We start from the raw sequence: 18,230 nt of genomic DNA, 5'->3' as shown, positions 1-18,230 counted from the left end.
GTAAAATCTAACGGGTAATACCACGTAAAATTTATCAGATTTCACGTAGCGACGCGCAAAAATTGATGGAAAATGCGCTTAACCTTATATAAAACAAGGCCTACAGCTGTTTTTTAGAGAAAATAAACCCCAAGTTAAAAAGCATAGCTTTCTGATCTCTGACGACTTTTTGTATTAAATTTATACAAATAGGCGTTTTTTGTTGATTTCACTTAAACTCCATACGTTTTCACCTTATTCCTCTTTAAGCTGATGCCCGAACTGCTTATAAAACTGCCGTAGCCAAAAAGGAGTAAATAAAGTGGTATAAGCGATAACTATCACTATGGTGGCGTAAATTTCATGATTAAACAGTCCGGCGGTGCGTCCGAGTTCGGCAAACACCAAACCGACTTCGCCCCTGGGCACCATGGCCAAACCGATGACGACTTTTCTTGCCAGTTTTTCCTTGATCAGCAATGAACCGCCGAGCTTGGAAACGATCGCCAGCGCGGTCATGGATAAGGAAAAAAACCAGAAAAACGAGGAGGTCCAGTCGATCTGGCTAAGGTTGAGTGAAAGACCTACCGAGACGAAAAATATCGGTGTAAACAGTTGGATAATAGGTTTCATTTGCTGGTGCACATGGTTGGAAAAGCCTTCATCAACCCGCAGCGCCATGCCAAATGGAATGACGAAACGGCGGGATAATGCCAGTCCGGTAGCAAAGCCGCCGAGCAATTCGGGGATGCCAATGGCATGGGACAACCAGGCCAGAAACAATACCAGGGAAACAATGGTGGTTGGTACTAAACCCGGCAGCGTACTTTGTGGCTCGAACTTTCGGATCAGGTAACTGATGGCCTTAGCCAGTGTCGGTGCTACCAGGAAAAATACCACCATAAAGAGTATGATGCGCGAGGCGCTGGTCAAATCGATAGTGGCGGTCTGGGAAAAGTCGAACAGGATCGCCAGTAAAATCACTCCCATGATGTCATCGAGCACGGCTGCGCCTAAAATGATCTGGCCTTCTTTACTGTTATGCTGGCCGATATCTTTCATGGAGCGCATGGTGATGCCGATACTGGTGGCGGTCATAGTGCCGGCAATCATCAGGGAAGTCAGGACATTAATGTCAAAGCCGTGAAAACTTAAGGAAAAACAAAGCATAAAAGGCAAAAAAAATCCGCCTATGGCTACTACGACGGACTTGACGCCGGTTTTGATCAGATTGCCGATATTGGTTTCTAACCCTATCTGGAATAATAAAAGAATAATCCCGACCTCAGCAAAAACCCGGATCAGTTCGTCGGGCTCAATCAAGCCCAAAAGCGAAGGTCCCAGGATGACGCCTGCAAGGATTTCACCTATCACTGTCGGTATTTGAAAATAGCCGGCAATTTCACCAAATACCCGTGCCAGGATAAGGACCACGGCGATTTGCAATAAGGCGGTGGTGGTGTCCATCTAACTCCTGTCTCAAGCGATAAAGTTCAAATTTTCCGCCTTTCCAGTATAATCCTTAAGCAATAAGGAAGTCCGGGCATCAATAAGTTTCTTTGAGGTAAATCAACAAATATTATCTTTTAAAATAGTGATTTTAATAAGTAATAATTGCATATTTTAATGTCTCGCTATAAGCCAAGAATAGCCCGACTATACTGATTGCTGGGATTGCAGCTTCATTGAAATTTTTTCACCTGCCACTAAACCTGAGTGCTAAAATGCTGCAAATAACCTAAATAGTTCAGAATGACCAGTCTGCTTACTGTCTGCATCACGGCACCATATGGCGACAAAGGCATTTTTCCTACGCTGGAGCGTGTTATTGAGCATTATTCCAATGTCCGCTCTTCCAGCCAAAAGTTCTACGATGAACATGAAGCATGTCAGAAGTAATTTAAGTACCTGAGCGAGAACCTGCCCCCTTGAAGGCGCTGACAGTGATGACGATGGCACCGGTTGTATCCGCGACTATACTGAGGCTGAAATTGCCTATCTTGCTGTCTTTTTGAGATTGTTAACGGATAAAAGCGCCCTGCCATGCCAAGGCTTTAATGCCGCCAAGAGATAGTGGTCCCGACGGCAACCAGCTCGATGCGATCGACAAAAATGGTAAGGCTTTATAAATTCCTTTGAACTAGATCGCTTTGACCATAAGGGTTCCTGATCGCTTGAAGTAAAACTTGTGATCCACAGGCGCTAAACTTTTGCCAAGCTTGCGCCTGTGGATTTAACACTTCGAGGTTAAGGACTTACCCACTTACCGTCATGCAAAGTATAAATATGGTTATAGCGCTCTCCGTTAATATAAATATAGGTAGGGCACTGCTGATAGCCTTGGCTGCTGGTGTAAGTTCTTTCGATCGGATCAAAAATCTGCAAAGGATTAAATCCGCAAGTAGTAACATAGGTGCCGGCTGAAATGGCACTGGTACTAAGTAATAGACTTGATGCCAATACGAGTGAAACACCTGCTTTTATTATTTTCATATTTAACTCCTTGTAATGTAACTGCAAAAATTTGCAGTGTATTCAATCTAGCAAGAAAAATTTACAATCGCAATATTTTGTTACACTGCATTAACGTAAATTTTACCTTGAGTCTTTTGAAAACATGATCAGCATATCACTTGCTGATGTCGTGGCAGAGGTGGCGGCAAACCTACCAGGGTAATGGACAGGCAGGTATAGAGGAATTTTTATTCCAGCTATGCCCTGCACATAAAAACCTGTTACAGATTATCCCGAGCATGTGCGTTATTGCTTTGCACTCTGGATACCTGGGTTAAGAATAAAGCCGATAAGGCAACGGCAATCAAACCCGCACCGGAGACAATAAACAAGGTACCGGGAGCAATATAAGTCATGACAAGACCACAAAGGCCCGTGCTTAACGGCGCCAGGCCAATGACAATAAACATGACTATGCTCATTAACCGCCCCAACATATGCGGACTGGCTTGTTGCTGCACCCAGGTAATAAGACTTACCTGGGCATAGCCGGTTACCATGCCGATAATAAACAGTAAGAACAGCCCGGGATACAGGGAGGTTATCAGCGATAATGCCGCCAGTGCGACACCTACGATGCCGTCGGCCAGCAACAGGCTTTGTCCCAGGGTCAATTTTCCAATGGTTGAAAACTTACCTGCCACCGTTACCCCGGTAAATATGCCCAGGGCTTCTGCCGACATTAAATAGCCAAAAAAGCCAGCGCCGCCTCCCAGCTCTTCTTTAATAAACAAAGGTAAGCCAATGCCGATGGGACCTGCAATAAATAACCCTATCACAGCAACATAAATAACAATCTCGCGCAAGGCTTTGTGTTGCCAGAAATAACCACAGGCCTGGACAATCCCCTGCTTAAAATTCAGCTCGGGGCTAGTTTCGCGTTGGCGGACAATCACCTTATGCAGTATCAGTGCTGAAAACAACACGCTGAGCCCGTCCAGTAAAAAGACCAATGCCAGGTTCTCTGCGCTGCTTTTGCCCGTGCCTATGAGCAGCGCGGCTGACAGCGGCCCTACCCAGCTGACTATGGTGCGCAGGCTGATGCCGATACTGTTGGCGGCCTGCAGTTGCTCCCTGCTCACTAACCCGGGTAAAAATGAAGAGGCGGCAGGTATGGTAAAGGCACTGGAGGTTCCCATTAATATTGCCAGCAAACATAACAGGCTCAGGGTTAAGGCATCAAAATACAATAACAGTGACAAAATAAACAAGAAGAAGGCGTTGGCATATTTTGCTACCAGCAATACCTGCTTGGAAGAAAACCGGTCAACAATCACGCCGCCCAGCAGCATAAATACCGACATAGGTATGGTAAATAAACTCATGACCAACCCCAGCGCCCAGGCCTCTGAGGTTAAAAATAACACCAGCCAGGGCATGGCAATGATGCTGAGCTGTTCTCCCCAGCCTGAGATAACCGATGCCAGGCATAAGCGGTGAAAGCCCTTGTGATGCCGCAGCGACAGCTGTTCCTGAGTATCCGTATGAGTATTTAAAATTTCAACGTCCTGTCCGAGATAACATGTAAAAATTTAAAAGCAGTCAATAACATAAGGGATAAGGAAACTATTGGCAACCGTCAATTAATTGTTAATTACTTGTTCGGTAATTGAAAAAATTATTATCGAATCGAGCTTGACTCATTTTATCAACTCGGGCTATATTCATTTACCACTTGGTCAAGTTTTGAGCAGTCATGGTCAGGTTAGTTTGTTTTTTACTCAAATAACATAATAGAAAAAAGGAACTTCCATGAACAAAATCAAATCAGCATTTTTACGCGCCATCGGTCTTCGTCAAAAGAAAGCTGCCGGCAGATACCTTTGGTTGATGTATCACAACGTATAAATAACGGGTAAAGGATACTCGTTACTTTGTCTGGCTTAATGCTTAGCGTCATCGGCTTTGGCCAGGCAACTTCCAATCAAGCAAAAAAGGAACTTACCATGAAAAAAATCAAATCAGCATTTTTACGTGCTATTGGTCTTCGTCAGAAAAAAGCGGCAGGTAGATACTTCTGGCTCCTATACCACAACGTATAGGTTTATTGCCTAAAACCTAATGCGGGGGCCTGGTCCCCCGCATCTTATCCAGCCTTCATATAAAAATAAAATCAAACTTTATGAGTAAGTTACCTAAACAAAGCCCGTTTTATCAGGAATTGGAGCAGCGCTGTAAGCATGAGGGGGGAGTTTTTTTCCTCGATAACGAGCAAGAGGCACTGGCAATCCTCGAACCTGGCTTTGCCAGGCAAGTTAATGCCGAAAACTATGCCGACCTGACCTTGCCGGATAAATTATCGGACACCCTTAAAGGCAAGTCTGGCTGTCCTTTTTCCTGGGCCGAGATCCGTGACTCCTGGTTTAAGTCCCTGCATGGCCATGTTCAACTCGATAATCTCCAGCAGTTATTCGATGAGATGTGTCGCCTGATTGAAAAGCGTATCGATCAAGAACTGGATCTGGTGGTATTTGCTCAGGAAGTCATAGCCCGCTCATTATTACCCGTTATTATTGCTGAGCTGCCGGACAAAGCACATGCGCTTATTTTGGCAGATCAAAACCTTAAAATTTGCCCCTTCACTAAAGAGCAGCCGGAACCGGAAAATTTCTGGCAGTCGGTTCGTGGGGCCATGACGCAAATCAGGGCCGGATCGGCGGTACGCCGTGAGTTGCGCGCCCGGGCCAAAGGCACACGCCCCAGACAAGAAGATTTACTCGATCCCATCGTGGATATGCTGCCCCGCCTGGGCATAGATCGCGCCGTTGACGCCGTCACTATGATATTAACGGCTATTGCCGGACCGCCGGGGGCTTCGGCTTCATGTTTATTATATGAACTATGCACCAACGAAGAATGGCAACAGAAAGTTTGCGATGAACTCAAGGAGATCAGCCCGCAAGCCTTGTTTGCTGCCCCCACCAAAGTCGCGCCGGTAACCCACCGCTTCGTTAAGGAAATCTTACGCCATTGGAGCCCACCGGTGATTACCACACGCGAGGTGCGCACCGACATCAATATCAACCCAAAGCACTGGCAGCAGGCCAAGACCCTCAAGCCCGGGCAGGAATATGTCTTTAGCTCATATTTTATCCATCATGATCCCGAGCATTGGCCTGAGCCTGATAAGTTTGACCCGGATCGCTTCTTGCCCGGCGCCGCTAACGGCCCGAAAAACCGGGGAAGTTATGTTCCCTTCGGCTGGGCGCCTAAGGCTTGTGTCGGGCAGACCCTGGGGACATACCAGTTAATTATTTTTGCCTATTTAATGGCAACCCGGTATCAGGTGCATTTAAAAGATCCCGAGAAAGTCAGCATGGCCCTGGCGGCCATGCCGCTGCCGCTTAATTTCAAAGGTGAAATCCGCCGTTTGTAAGGAAGAGAATTATGGATAATGAAGAAGCAATCGAACGCTGGGACACGAATCCGTTTGAGGTTTTGGATCAGGCCTTTGCCAATGGCGGTCAGGCGGTATGGAATGTTAACCGCGAGCTGTTATTAGCGGACGGTAAAGCGGCAAAAGCGGTTTTGGCCAATAAAGATGGCTTATTTGCCGAACACTCAGATTTTTTTACTTCCGCGCACGGGGTCTTGGGCCCGCGTAAGCTGCAACAGGCCATCAGTAGTCAGGCAAAGCAGTTTTTAACCCTTTACCTAAAAGAAAACAAACCTAACCTAAAAGAAAAAGTAAAGCAGGCATTTACACCAGTAAGTCACTGGCCTGATACCGGAAACTGGTTGATATACCACCATTTTGAACATGCCTTATTACATAAAGAAACCCCACAGCAGCTGCGAAAATGGGTTTCGGCTGTGGTGAAGCGCGCGGTATTATCCGGAGCCCGCGACAACTACAATGCCCTGCAGCGCCTGTTATTTCGTTTTCGCATCACCAGGGCTATCACCCGGGAAATCAAACAACGGCGTCAACAAAGCATAGATAAGCCCAGAGATCTACTGGATGTGATCATTAAAGAGACGCCTGAGCAGCTGCCGGTAAAGCAGTTAATCGAAGTCTTCTTTTCTTTTATTTTTTCTACCGCAGGCTCAATCGGTTTTGTCCTGGGCTGGTCCGTGTATATGCTGGGCCGGGACAATAATGGCGAAATTTATGCCGATGCCAAACCCGGCTGGGTTGTACTTGAAGCATTACGGCTGTGGCCAGTTGCCTGGAACTTAGGTCGATACCCGGCAAAAAAACAGTTGCTGGCCGGCAAAGAGATCACACCCGAAGATACCGTTGTCGTATGTCCTTATGCCGTTCACCGTAACCCCGACAACTGGCACCAGGCTGAGCGGTTTAACCCGTTACGCTGGCAGCGAAACCGGGATATGTCTGATATCGCCGAACTGGACAAGGATAAACCATTTATCCCCTTTGGCTGGGGAGAGCATATTTGCCCTGCGGCTAACTTATCGATACAAGTTGTCGAAAATATTTTATCCCTTTTGGCTCCCTATCGCTTAAAAGCAGAAAACCTTGAGACATCTCCTTTGCCGGCCGCAGCCCTGGCGCCACCGGCGTTTGTCTTACAAATCAAAGAAAAATCAACGAGCTAACCTTAAAAAGCTGCACACCCCGGTTAAAACACTCCCCCTGATCTGTGGTAACCGGGTTGACCTGAGCTATTTCATGACATTGCCCCTGGATGAGTTTTCGCCAAGAAAATTTGCGGGTGAAAAAATTTTAGCTATTTTGTAAGTGACCGGCGCAAAAGATCAGCTATGAACTTTTTTAATTTCGATACATTATCTATTCAAACGGTGTACCTCTCGATCACAGTGATCATGCTGGTATCCTACTTTACGGGCTATTTTTTAGGTAAATATGTTAAACGTAGCGAGGATAAAGAAGCCGCGGCATCCTTTGCCCCTATGGTGGCCGGTTTGCTCGGCATGCTGGCTTTTGTACTCGCCTTTACCTTTTCCATTGCCGCAGATCACCACGGCAGTCGCAGGAAAAATGTCCTCGATGAAGCCAATGCCATAGGCAGCGCGTATTTGCGGGCTGATTTACTGGCATCCGAGTATCGCCAGTTAGTAAAACCTCTGCTGCGGGAATATGTCGATATTCGCTTACAGGCGGTAAAAGGCCAGGATCTTAATGCCCTGATAAAACGCTCAGTCGAAATTCATCAACAGCTCTGGCAGCAGGTCGCTGCCGCAGCATTAACAGCGCCGGACTTTAATACCAGCTTAGTGGCTGAAGCCGTCAACCGTGTGATTGAAATGCATAAAAACCGTTTAACTGCGGGGCTGCGCAACCGTATCCCTGCCAGTGTCTGGACGGCGATCATTATGATTTGTATCCTGACCATGGTCACTATGGGAACCCAGGCCGGGCTTGCCGGAAAGCAGCGGGTGCTGGCTATCTTGCCCTTGTCGATGGCATTTGCCGCTTTATTGGTGCTGGTGGTGGATCTGAACCGGCCGCAAAAGGGCCTGATCACCGTCGGCCAGCAAGCCATGGTTGCCCTGCAAAATAAAATGAAGGGGTTTTAAGCCGCATAAGGTTATCGTTTTTTGTTAAAGTTCTAACTTATGCAGTAACTCTTCATCAATGGCTATGCCGGAAACCTTAGCCTGCATATTTATCATGAAAGTCAAATCCACCACCGCCAACAATTCGGGTATCTGCTCCTGGCTAAAGCCTAACGCAAGGAGCTGATCGCAATACACTTGCGTATCCGGTGTTTTTTCCGCTGCCATGGTGGCCAGCAGCTCAACGGCGCCTTCTTGCTCCCGGGTTAAATAACCCGCTTGCCCGGTATTGTTACCTTCACCTTTTAAGTGTTGGATTTTGGCCTGTAAATCTTCAATGATCTTGCTGTGAACATACATGCAATACTGACAGTTTTGCTGTTTGGAAATACGGTAGATGATTTCTTCTTTTAGCAGCCTGGGTACTGTGCCATGAAAAAGCACACTCTTAATCTTTGCCCAGTTTCCCGCTAACAAGGCAATATTGTTGCCTTGGGCCTTAAAATAATTGAGGACAAAATCAACATTAAAATGTGCCATCACATCATCGTACAAAGCGCGCAGTTCAGGTCCGGCATCGCTATAAGCGACCATGGGAAAATAACGGTTTCTGCTGTGCATACCCACCTCAGCTCCTGTGCTTATTTATATTTTAGTTGAACTTTGTCTTTGAGTTTATCACCGGGAAAGCGGCAACAGCAGTGAATTATATGACCATTTTCGAGTAATCTCCTGATATGGTATAAAATTAGGGCTAAACGGACTTTAGTGCTAACACCATAATGATAAAAAATATCACCGCCTTGTTTGTGATTTTACTCGCCACCGGAACCGGACTTACCCTTTACCTGCCCCAGTTTCAACCTGGCAGCACAGGCGTCGATAAACATATTGGCTACCTGATTAACCAGGATTCATTAAAAAAACCTTTGCAGATGTCCGCTACTTTGCTCAATCCCCCGGAGCAGGATACAGCAGACTTTGGCTTGCGTCTGGGGCTTTTTAGCCAGTTAGCGCAAGCCGTTGGTCAGGGACAAAAATACGCTTTAGCGCAAACCCCGGATATCATCAAGGTGAGCGATCAGCAGCGTTACTGGTATTTGCTTATCCTTGGCCCCTACTCCAACCAGATGCAGGCAAACCTTCAAAGCCGGCAGCTGGAAGAAAAACATGGAATTTCAACTACACTGATCAGGTGGCCCTTTTCTGACAATAAAAAAGGTGATGGCAAAGCAGCCGAGGCAAAAACGCCCGCGGCGCCATAAACCGGGTCCAAAAGTTTACTTGCCAACGTGTTATAGCCAAGTACAGGGAGCCGGGCTTATGAACTACCAGCCGATATTACGTGATTATCACCAGATGGTGCGCATTGTCCGGGATAAAGGCAATTCTGCTACCAGTTTTAAACTGGGTAATGCCTACGGCGATAACCTGGCGGCTAAAAACGATATTTTTGCCCGTAACGGCGTCACCCCCACCGAATTGCAAATCCGCACCCTTAATGAAATGAACCTGCCCAGTACCTCACTGCGCCGCCCGGAAAAGCCCGCGGTAGACGGTTTTTTACCCACCAGGGCCGGTTCAGGCCTCTATCATAAGTTAAACAGCGCCAGCCAGGACTACTTTAACGGTTTAGGCTCGGGCCTGGATTATATTCAGGCGGTGGGTCGCGGCGATGCCAAACCGGGCACCAAATTAAGAACCGAACTGGGCCAAGGAGCAATCAATAAGAAGGTTTTTACCCAGGTGCCGTTTCAAGTCTCCGCCAATCACCTGGCACAAACAAACGATCAGCGCAGCGGACACAGAGAAAGTAAACATCTGGATAAGTCCGGGCAATTCAGCGCCTTTAAATAAAACTTTCACTTAACAATCAGGACAAAATCATCACTTTTACCTGGCACGGGCTTAACGTCATGCCCGGCACATTAAGTGCCATGCCGTTTTGTCCTGTCGGAGACAACATCTTGGTGGCCGGCATCACCGACTTAAATACCTTTACACTGCCGAACATATGGCGCACCGGACCGATGATCATACTCGATACCACCCCCATGGCGACACCCGCTTCATCGCCGTTGGACAAAGGCACAGTTGTCATCAGGTTATGATCCGGCATCGCCATGGTAAACAGATTGAAAATATTGGGAATGGCGGTTGAGGTGGTGGCGATATTGGGATACGGGATCGGCACTACCGCCGGACCGACGATGGTTTTACAGACATCGGGAAAACCCAGGTTAATGGCGGTCATTTGGGTATTGGCAAACATAACTAGCTCCTTTTATTGATGAACACGGCTCAGCCCATATTGATACGTTCGCCATCGATGCGGACATCTTTTTCTGCGGTGATCACCTGGTGCTTGGCGCTTTGTTTCAACAAGCCCCTGGCTGTCAGGGATAAATGTCCCAGCTGCTGGATCATATGCTCGGCATGTAACACCATGGAACTTGCCGCCGACATCAGATAATCTTTCCCGGTCAGTGCCAGTTTGTTCAGTGAGATCAGTTCAAGCTTTTCAAAGGCGGTAAAACGCAATGCCGGTGCGACCCAATGCACTTTTTTGTCCGACTCCAGCACTAACTCCTGGTGTTCACGGCTTCGAACCAGTAACTGCACCAGGTAATAATGGCCGTCAACTTCAATAAAACACACCTTATCGCCGACCTCGGGCTTTACCAGTAAACTCACGGCGCAGCTTGCATCAAATTGCCGGTCCAGCTGCCAGCATTGCCGTTTGGCATCATAACCGGTAACTTCCCCGGTAAAAACCGTGCTTAACTGAGGCTGGATATTGGCACTAAAACTTAGTTTTGCATTCATGGGGTCACTCCGGATTCAATCAGTTTTTCGTCCATGGCTTGTTGCTCTTCATCTGTGGTCAGCAACTGGCTTTTGTCTGCGCCTTTATAGCTGCAATCGGTTTGTTTAACCGCATGGAAGTTGGTGCGTAAAAAGCTACTCTTGTTGAAATTACACCTGCTTAACTGGGCATAACTGAAATTGGCATAGCTTAAATCGCACTGGCTAAAATCCAGTCCGGTGCCTTTGATGCCCTTGAACCAGGCCATGGCCAGCGGGCAAGCGGCAAAGTTGCTGTCCTTTATCTCCGCCTGCTGGAAATTGGCGCTGGATAAATCCGCCTGCTCAAAGATACAGGCGGTAATTTTACTTTCGATAAACAGTGCCTGGCTCAGCAAGGCGCCGCTAAAGTCGGTGCCGGTTAATACGCACTTTGAGAAGTTGGACGATTGCAAGTCCGCTTTGGCCAGTTTAGTGCCCACCAGCAAGCTGTCGTTGCAGGTGCATTGTTTAAAAACCGTCGCCGTCAGATCCTGACCGCTGAGATCGCAGCCTAATAGTAAGGCCTGGGTAAAGGCGCATTGTTTCAACGAGATGGTTTTAAAATCGGTATTGTTCCAGACAATATTGGTAAAAATGCAGCCGCTGTAGCTGGCCTTGGTCACTTCGATATCCGTCAGGGTTGCAGTATGGAACTGGCACTGGTTGAATTTAACCCCGGCAAAATTGCATTGATTTAAGGTGCTGGACTGTACCTTGATTTCCTGCCAGCTGCCGCCGCTAAAGTCGCACTCGCTCAACATCGCCATCTCACAGTGGCTTTGCCAGAGGGCCTCTTTAAAATCGCACTGGATAAAGTTGGCCTGGTTGAGGCAACAGTCTGCCACCTTGGCCTGGCTAAAGTTGCACTGGGTAAAAACAGCCCTGCTTAGCTGGCACGATTCCAGGCTAACGCCGGTAAAGTTACAGTTAATAAAGATCGCCCCGGTTAAGTCCTGTTGCTGTAAAACCTCACCGGATAAATCCAGTCCCATCACCGGCTGACAGCTGGCCAACTTTTCCCGGATAGTGTCTAATGTGCTCATTTACTCTCCTTAAGGGTCTGCCTACATATAAAATCTGCCTTATAGCAGGCTATTTTATCCAAGCTTATTTTATTGAAGGCATGGGCCTTTGTTTAAAGTCCCGGGTCTGACAATGGCTAAACTCAGCTTCGGTGAGGTCGGCATTGACGATTTCCCCCTGGCGTAAATCCACCTGGTTAAACAGGCACTTGCGCAATGCCGTTTCATTGATCAATATGCCCCGGCAATCGCTTTTATCAAACCTGGCCTGGCTCATGATGCAGTTGTCCAGCAAGACCTCATTAAACAGGCTGCCGCTGAGATCTGCTTCGCCAAAGTCACAGTTTTTAAATACCGAGCCGCGAAAGTCCGACAAACTTAAATTCAGGCCGCGAAAACCACAGCTTAGCCATTTGCCCCCGGAAATATCTGCCCGAGAGAACTGTGCCACGCTGCTGAACTGGACTTTTTCGGCATGCACCCCGCAGCAATTGATGCCTTGTGCGCTGCCTTCAACCATCAGGGTTTTGGTTAATGTCGCCTGTTGCCAGTTGCTGTTGTCCATCACCGGCTGTAAAAAAATGCAGTTTTTAATGTCCGCCTGCAACCAGTCGCTACCCGCCAGTTTAGCCTGGACAAAATGCCCTTTTTCACAACCCACCCTATGCAACAGGCTATAACTTAGGTCTACTTCGGTTGCCAGCACCTGGTTTAAACTGGCATCACTAAAGTCACAATGTTTTAGGGAGGTTTGCATAAGGTTCGCCTGGGTTAAATCGGCCTTGTTAAAACCTACTTGCTTTCCTTTTGCCGATGCCAGGTTGGCCTTAAATAAGGAGCAGCCGGTAAATATTGCCTTGTCTAAAATGGCTTGGGTGAAAACCGCGCCGTCCAATCGGCAGGCGGTAAAATTACAGCCGGTTAAATCCGCCTGCTCCAGCATGACATCCCGCATATCCTGACCGCTGAAATCGAGACCCGATAAATCGGCTCCGGCGAGATCCCTGCCTGCCAGCGAAGTCCCTGACTGCAACAGTTCCATTACCCAGCGGCGCATTTTTATTGGCCCCTGCGAAGGCAAAGGGTTGGGGAAAACCGTCACTTGTGGTGAATTTTGCCGGGTTTGCCTGTCGCTGCCCGAGGCTATATTGGCGGCTTGCTTGATATGATCTGATTGCGGCAAATCGCAAGGCAACAATCCCGCCCATTGGGGCTTTTTCTGCTGACTTTTATCTTTGGCTGCTTTTTCGGCTAAGTCGGTGGCGAGCACATAAACCACATTGTTCACCCTGGCCTGCATACTTTCTACCGATTCGCTGGCTTTTGGCGCTGCCTTGGTATGTTGCTGCTTTAGCTGCTGTGCCTCAGCCAGTTTTTTCTCCATATCGGCTCTGGCTTTTGCCTGCAAGCTATCGGTAAATTTGAGATAAGAAGATAAGTCGATATCTCCTTTGGCCAAGAGTTCTTGCGGAATGGGATCCGGTTCATCTTCAACGGGCTGCGGCTCGGCTTTAGTTTCAGGGATAGCCGTATCCGGATGTGATGATTGCAGTTTTTTCAGCTGTAATGCCTGCATCTGTTCGATTCTTTGTTGCTGCTCTATTTTCGCCTTGGCATAAAGCTCGGCCTCTTGTGCCTGTTGTGCTTTGGTTTTTGCCGGCATCAGCTGCGATTCGTTAAAGATATGGGCAAGTGCACTTTTGCTATCGGCTTTTAATGCCATCACCTGCTGAAAATAATCGACCTCCCTGGGAGGATCCTGTGCGCCATCACAGCCAAGCAACAGCTTTTTCACATCCAGGCCGTCTGAGTCATTAACTTGAGCGATGCCACGGTAAATGGCTACCCCGAGTAACAGCTCGGGAAAGAACCATACAGTATCAATGACGGTGTTAAGCTCTTTAAAGTGTTCATCGCTCCCTTGCAACTGGCTGATAAAAGCCCGTACGTTAATGTCAGGCAACAAACCTTCAATCACGGGAAAATCGGCATGCATGCCTTCAAGACGATAACTCTCGCCGGGATTAAAAAAGCCTTTTATTTGCTGGTCCTCGGGCGCGGCATTAAATAATTGCGCCCGGGTATCGTTTGGAAAACCGGGATGAACCGCTTTCAACCATTGCTGATCATAAGTGCCCTGGTATTTGGCCCTTTGCGGCCAGCAAATATCCAAAGGGCCAAAACCGGCAACCCTGCGCTTTTGCCTGTCGGCACCGGTACTTTCTTTGTGATGATAAAGGTTGGCCAGCTGATAATAACCGCTTTTGGCATCTTTGCTTTTTTTGTCGATCACCCCTTTACCGAGCGGATTTTCAGCAAAGGCTTCACCGCCATAGGCATTTTGATAGCTTAACGGCATTTGCTTAAAAGGGGCCGGATAACTTGCCGGACTTAACAGTCCCCCGTCCCAGTGTCTGTTGCCTATGACTTTAAGGCGCTTTTTCACCTTGCCGATACCGGCGGATACCTTCATTTTTGTCACCGGTTGCCGGTTTGGCGCACAGGCGCTGCCGGCGATCAAAAACTCGCCATGAGGCTTGGCAAACCCCATGTCCAATATGCTGTTGTTCAGGTATGCGCTGATCAGCGGCCATTGGCTGTTTTCCGTTAACAGCTCCGCTTTTGCTTTTTGGCCGCCCAGGCGAAAGAAGCATATGGCGCCGATGGCAAAGCGGTTGCCATGAAAACCGTAGGTTTTACTGATCAGGCTCAGCTTGGCGGGCTTAATAATCTGCATGATCAAAGTATCATGCTCATGGTTACGATCTCCGCCGTGGTGCCCGATAACTTGGCGATTAATTCTTCTTTGGTTTCAACCGCCACCGGCCCTTCGCTAATTTGTGCCTTGACCCCTAAGTTGTTTTCACAATTAACCGACACTCCCATGTTGGTGGCATTATTCACGTTAACCCCCATGCTGGTGGTCGTGGAAATATTGGCCCCCATGGTGGTAGCGCTGGAAATACTGGCAGAAAGGTTCATTGCATCGCTCATCGAGGCGCCGATATTGACACTGCTGCTGTTACTGGCTGCCAGCCTCAACGAGGTTTCATTGGTGGCGCCGATAAAGACATTGGTGCTGTTGGTGGCAGCCAGGCTGGTGGAGGTGACATTTTTAGCGCCGATAAAGGTCTCGGTATTATTGGTGGCCCCTATGGTGGTAGAAGTACTGTTGCTGGCACTGATATTGGTCACGGTCGAGTTGCTGGCCCCGATATTGGTGGCGACCTGGTTACTGGCGGATATATTAGTACTCAGGGTATTGCTGGCAGCAATATTGGTACTGATGGTATTACTGGCGGCAATACTGGTGCTGATATTGTTTTTTGCACCTATATAGGTCTCGATATTATTACTTACCCCTAAGGTAGTGCTGATATTGTTGGTGGCGGATATATTGGTGGCTATGGTATTGGCGGCAGAAATATTGGTCACTAATGAGTTGGTGGCGCTGATATTGGTTTGCACCTCATCCTTGGTGCCGATAAACAAACTGTTGCTTGTGGTACTACCGATTTGTTTGCTGGTGGAGTCGCTGTTGCCGATATGGGTGTTGGAGCTTTCGCTGTTGCCTATCTGGGTATTGCTGCTGTTTGTATTGCCGGTTTGCTTTGACGTGCTGGTAGTATCTCCCGTGGTGGTGGACTCACTGATAGTATCACCGGTGAGTTCATTTGTATTCATTACTTTGCCTACGGTAATGGAGTGGGAATAAACGGTGGCAGAATCATCATAGCTGGTCGGCGGCGCTGTACCGGTTCCGCTTAAACTGATGGTTTTGCCGGTAAGGTGGCTCTGGCTATAGGTGGAGCCGTCCGCCAGTGCGTCGCAGATATCGATGATCGACTGCTGTGGAATCTTGCCGTTGATAAAGCTGGGTTCGTCATAATTGATGGTATCGCTGAAAGTGCCCTGGTAAGAAACATTCACGCTTTTATTGGTTTTGGAAAAGCCCTGGCTGGCCCCGGTGAAGCTGACATTGTAATTTTGCTTGCTGTGACTTTCACTGAAATTGCAGCCCGCGGAAACACTGGCATTGGACAAACCGCTTTCATCATTATCGCTGACGGAAAAGCCAAAAGAGCTGCCTTTGTTAAAACTGCTGTTACCATAGTTGGTGGCCAGCACCCCGGGATTATCATAGGCGCTTTCGACAATGTTAATCGACTGGGGCAAATCCACTACAGATTCGTTACCGTAACGTATGCTGATACCGTCGCCGTAACTGGTGGAATAGTTGCTGCCCCAGGAGGTATTGGCGGTCCAGTGGTTGGCGCGCCGCTCCGGCGGTTGTATGGTTTTCTGGCCGTGGGAAGAGATCACCTGCTGAATTTCCGGCAGTTCGCTTTCATTGCCCGCGCGCCCTATCATTACCATGGCATTAACCTCGGGGGCGGTTTGCGAAGCCGAAGAAAGTGCCACCCAATGGGTATCGTCGGCGCCTGTGGCAGTGGCGAACTGGACGATACAGCCGATCCTGCGGTCAACATCCTGATCAAAGGTGGCGGACGACATTTCTGTCTGGAAATTGTTTTTATTGCGGTAGCGCCAGTCTTTGGGCACCGCGGTTTTTAACACTTTGGCCAGCACACTGCCCTGCTGGGTGCCCTGCATATCAAAAGGCGTGATCAGGGTATCCTTGTTGGCATCTTCGCTGATATTGACTTCGGTGGCTTCCACCGTGCCGGTATAACTTTCACTGTCGCTGGCTTTATGGCTGATTTTGGTGACAACAAACGTGCGGCCGTTAAATTGGGCCGGCATACGGCTGGCCGATACGGTATCGCTCACCGCCGCTTGTATCAGGGTAAAGGTATACCCGGGGCTGAGCAAAGCCGAGGTGGCGGTGCCGCTTAAGGTGCCTTCTTCCGTGGCCAGTTGCTGGCAAACCCTCTGCTCCTGTCCCTGCACTTCATCATCGTCTACCCCGTAGGCATAACAGCGGTGCCTGAGATAATCGACACTGGTGCTACCGGGATCGTTAGTATCATCATAACTGGTGTACTTGGCCACCTGGTTGGTTTCCCATACCGATTGCTGCCGCGTCAGCACGGTACGCACCGTTTGCTGCACCATTTTTACTTCATATTTAAGTTCCGTGAAAAGATCATCTTGCTGCAGTCCCAGGGTTTTAATGTCGGTGTAACTATAACGCAGCCCGACTTGTCCGTTTGCGGCCCCGGGAATGGCGACTTCCTGCAAGCTGGTGGTTTGGTTGGAAAACACTAGGGTCAGCTGATTATGATCATGAATGAAATAAAAATGTATGGTGGCCTTGGCCAGCACCCGCTGCAGAAAAGCAAAGTCTGACTCCCCTGCCTGCAGCCAGTCCTGGCGCCGGGTGATGGTTTGGCCGCTGAGTTTAAATTTCAGCGACAGATGGCTGTGATAATTCAGGGTTTCCGGTACCAATAAGGCATTTACCACTTCCTCTATCGACATATCCTTGTAAATAAAGTACCGGTTACGTAAGGTCAGCGGATAAAGCGGTGATTGTATCGTTAACTGATAGGCCCCGGGAGCGCTATGGCTGATTGAGGTCACTATGCCGTTGAAAAATCGCGACGGGGTATCATCTTCCCAGCTGGGGGCGGCATCGAGCGGCTTATGGGTAAAACGATCCAGATCATAAGGCAGCCCCATGCGCAGCTGGGCCCACTTTGCCAATAAATCCGCCCCCATGCCTTGTGCCAGCTGCTCCTTAGCGCTGCCGGCAAACTGCTGTGAAGTATCTATCTTGGCAACACTGGCGGGATTGTCTTCATTGGCTTTAAGTTCAAGATTAAACTGGTACAGGCCGGAGACACTCTCCTGCCCCTGAAAGGAAGATACCCGCAGATAGTCATCATTAAGGTCGCTGTCGCTGTTACCCAGTTCGATTTTAATTGCCAAAGGCCGTGTTTGCCGCCGCTCGGGCACTATTGCCATCAAGTCTAAAGGTTGCCGGCTCTCTGTCATACTGTTAAACCCACTTTATTTACCCGGGAGTGCTGTTAGTCGTTATCAGGCATGATTGATGCCAAGGTAATAAAAATGCTTTGAGTCCTGTAAGCCTTGCCCTGTATATGACTTGCCATACTCGGCTTGTCTGTCAGCAGCTTTTAATGGCCATCAACCGGGCAATATTTGACCCACAAGTCCCCAGATTGACCCGGAAAACCACTTTCAGCTGTCATAGTCGCAACCTATGTTGCCATTGCTACTTAACCCGGGCAGTGTCTCCCCGTTTTACAGTTAAAATGAGCAGGGAGTTAACATTACCGACAGGGTCAAAAACAAAGCTCCCGATATAACTACTTGATATTAAGCAGCCTTTTTCATTAGGATAAATAAGCAACTACAATTAGTGCTAGTTAACGCCTTTGCCATTATCAAATACCTTTAGGA

15 protein-coding genes are annotated in these 18,230 nt (G+C 48.3%); 6 read left to right on the top strand and 9 right to left on the bottom strand.

Annotation, left to right across the window (positions count from 1 at the left end):
- Window positions 1–234: 234 nt before the first annotated feature.
- Window positions 235–1,446, bottom strand: a complete 1,212-nt coding sequence (locus tag QL234_RS09325; RefSeq protein WP_281557542.1) for a cation:proton antiporter — start codon at window positions 1,444–1,446, stop codon at window positions 235–237.
- A gap of 285 nt (window positions 1,447–1,731) precedes the next feature.
- Between QL234_RS09325 and QL234_RS09320 the strand changes: the two genes are divergently transcribed.
- Entirely contained in the window at window positions 1,732–1,878 is a 147-nt protein-coding gene (locus tag QL234_RS09320; protein WP_281557541.1) for a hypothetical protein, read from the top strand.
- 348 nt (window positions 1,879–2,226) lie between these two features.
- Here the strand turns inward: QL234_RS09320 and QL234_RS09315 are convergent, their stop codons facing one another.
- Window positions 2,227–2,472, bottom strand: coding sequence for a hypothetical protein (locus QL234_RS09315; RefSeq protein WP_281557540.1), 246 nt, complete (start codon window positions 2,470–2,472; stop codon window positions 2,227–2,229).
- A 242-nt stretch (window positions 2,473–2,714) separates the two neighbouring features.
- Window positions 2,715–3,908 carry an MFS transporter gene (locus tag QL234_RS09310; RefSeq protein WP_281557781.1) on the bottom strand — a complete coding sequence of 398 codons (1,194 nt, stop codon included), beginning with the start codon at window positions 3,906–3,908 and terminating at the stop codon, window positions 2,715–2,717.
- 707 nt (window positions 3,909–4,615) lie between these two features.
- On the opposite strand from QL234_RS09310, the gene QL234_RS09305 reads away from it, so the two are divergent.
- The 3 genes from QL234_RS09305 to QL234_RS09295 all read left to right on the top strand — a co-directional run bounded on the left by QL234_RS09305 (window position 4,616) and on the right by QL234_RS09295 (window position 7,995).
- Window positions 4,616–5,869, top strand: coding sequence for a cytochrome P450 (locus tag QL234_RS09305; protein ID WP_281557539.1), 1,254 nt, complete (start codon window positions 4,616–4,618; stop codon window positions 5,867–5,869).
- Between the two features lie 11 nt (window positions 5,870–5,880).
- A complete protein-coding gene (locus QL234_RS09300; protein WP_281557538.1) occupies window positions 5,881–7,053 on the top strand; it encodes a cytochrome P450 in 1,173 nt (390 codons plus the stop codon).
- A 165-nt stretch (window positions 7,054–7,218) separates the two neighbouring features.
- The gene (locus tag QL234_RS09295) at window positions 7,219–7,995 is read left to right on the top strand and encodes a hypothetical protein (protein ID WP_281557537.1); all 777 of its coding nucleotides are present in this window, start codon (window positions 7,219–7,221) and stop codon (window positions 7,993–7,995) included.
- Window positions 7,996–8,019: 24 nt separating this feature from the next.
- Here the strand turns inward: QL234_RS09295 and QL234_RS09290 are convergent, their stop codons facing one another.
- Window positions 8,020–8,595, bottom strand: a complete 576-nt coding sequence (locus QL234_RS09290) for a hypothetical protein (protein ID WP_281557536.1) — start codon at window positions 8,593–8,595, stop codon at window positions 8,020–8,022.
- A 161-nt stretch (window positions 8,596–8,756) separates the two neighbouring features.
- Here QL234_RS09290 and QL234_RS09285 point away from each other — a divergent pair, with 161 nt between their 5' ends.
- Together QL234_RS09285 and QL234_RS09280 are read left to right on the top strand one after the other, a co-directional pair.
- On the top strand, window positions 8,757–9,239 hold the full coding sequence (locus QL234_RS09285) for an SPOR domain-containing protein (RefSeq protein WP_281557535.1): 483 nt from the start codon (window positions 8,757–8,759) through the stop codon (window positions 9,237–9,239).
- A 58-nt stretch (window positions 9,240–9,297) separates the two neighbouring features.
- Entirely contained in the window at window positions 9,298–9,831 is a 534-nt protein-coding gene (locus tag QL234_RS09280; RefSeq protein ID WP_281557534.1) for a hypothetical protein, read from the top strand.
- Between the two features lie 16 nt (window positions 9,832–9,847).
- On the opposite strand, the gene QL234_RS09275 is transcribed toward QL234_RS09280, so the two are convergent.
- From QL234_RS09275 to QL234_RS09255, 5 genes are all read right to left on the bottom strand, one after another.
- Window positions 9,848–10,246 carry a DUF4150 domain-containing protein gene (locus tag QL234_RS09275; protein WP_281557533.1) on the bottom strand — a complete coding sequence of 133 codons (399 nt, stop codon included), beginning with the start codon at window positions 10,244–10,246 and terminating at the stop codon, window positions 9,848–9,850.
- A 29-nt stretch (window positions 10,247–10,275) separates the two neighbouring features.
- On the bottom strand, window positions 10,276–10,800 hold the full coding sequence (locus tag QL234_RS09270) for a DUF3540 domain-containing protein (RefSeq protein WP_281557532.1): 525 nt from the start codon (window positions 10,798–10,800) through the stop codon (window positions 10,276–10,278).
- Window positions 10,797–11,864 (bottom strand): pentapeptide repeat-containing protein, encoded by a 1,068-nt coding sequence (locus QL234_RS09265; RefSeq protein WP_281557531.1) that lies wholly within the window; start codon window positions 11,862–11,864, stop codon window positions 10,797–10,799. Before QL234_RS09265 ends, QL234_RS09270 begins: the two co-directional genes overlap by 4 nt.
- A gap of 64 nt (window positions 11,865–11,928) precedes the next feature.
- Window positions 11,929–14,580, bottom strand: coding sequence for a DUF2169 domain-containing protein (locus tag QL234_RS09260; RefSeq protein ID WP_281557530.1), 2,652 nt, complete (start codon window positions 14,578–14,580; stop codon window positions 11,929–11,931).
- Between the two features lie 2 nt (window positions 14,581–14,582).
- Entirely contained in the window at window positions 14,583–17,801 is a 3,219-nt protein-coding gene (locus tag QL234_RS09255) for a contractile injection system protein, VgrG/Pvc8 family (protein WP_281557529.1), read from the bottom strand.
- Window positions 17,802–18,230: the final 429 nt, after the last annotated feature.

The sequence above is a fragment of the Thalassomonas sp. RHCl1 genome, assembly GCF_947387555.1.
Lineage (GTDB): Bacteria > Pseudomonadota > Gammaproteobacteria > Enterobacterales > Alteromonadaceae > Thalassomonas.
The sequence above is the reverse complement of the archived record's forward strand: the minus strand, read 5'-3'. Positions and strand labels throughout refer to the sequence as shown.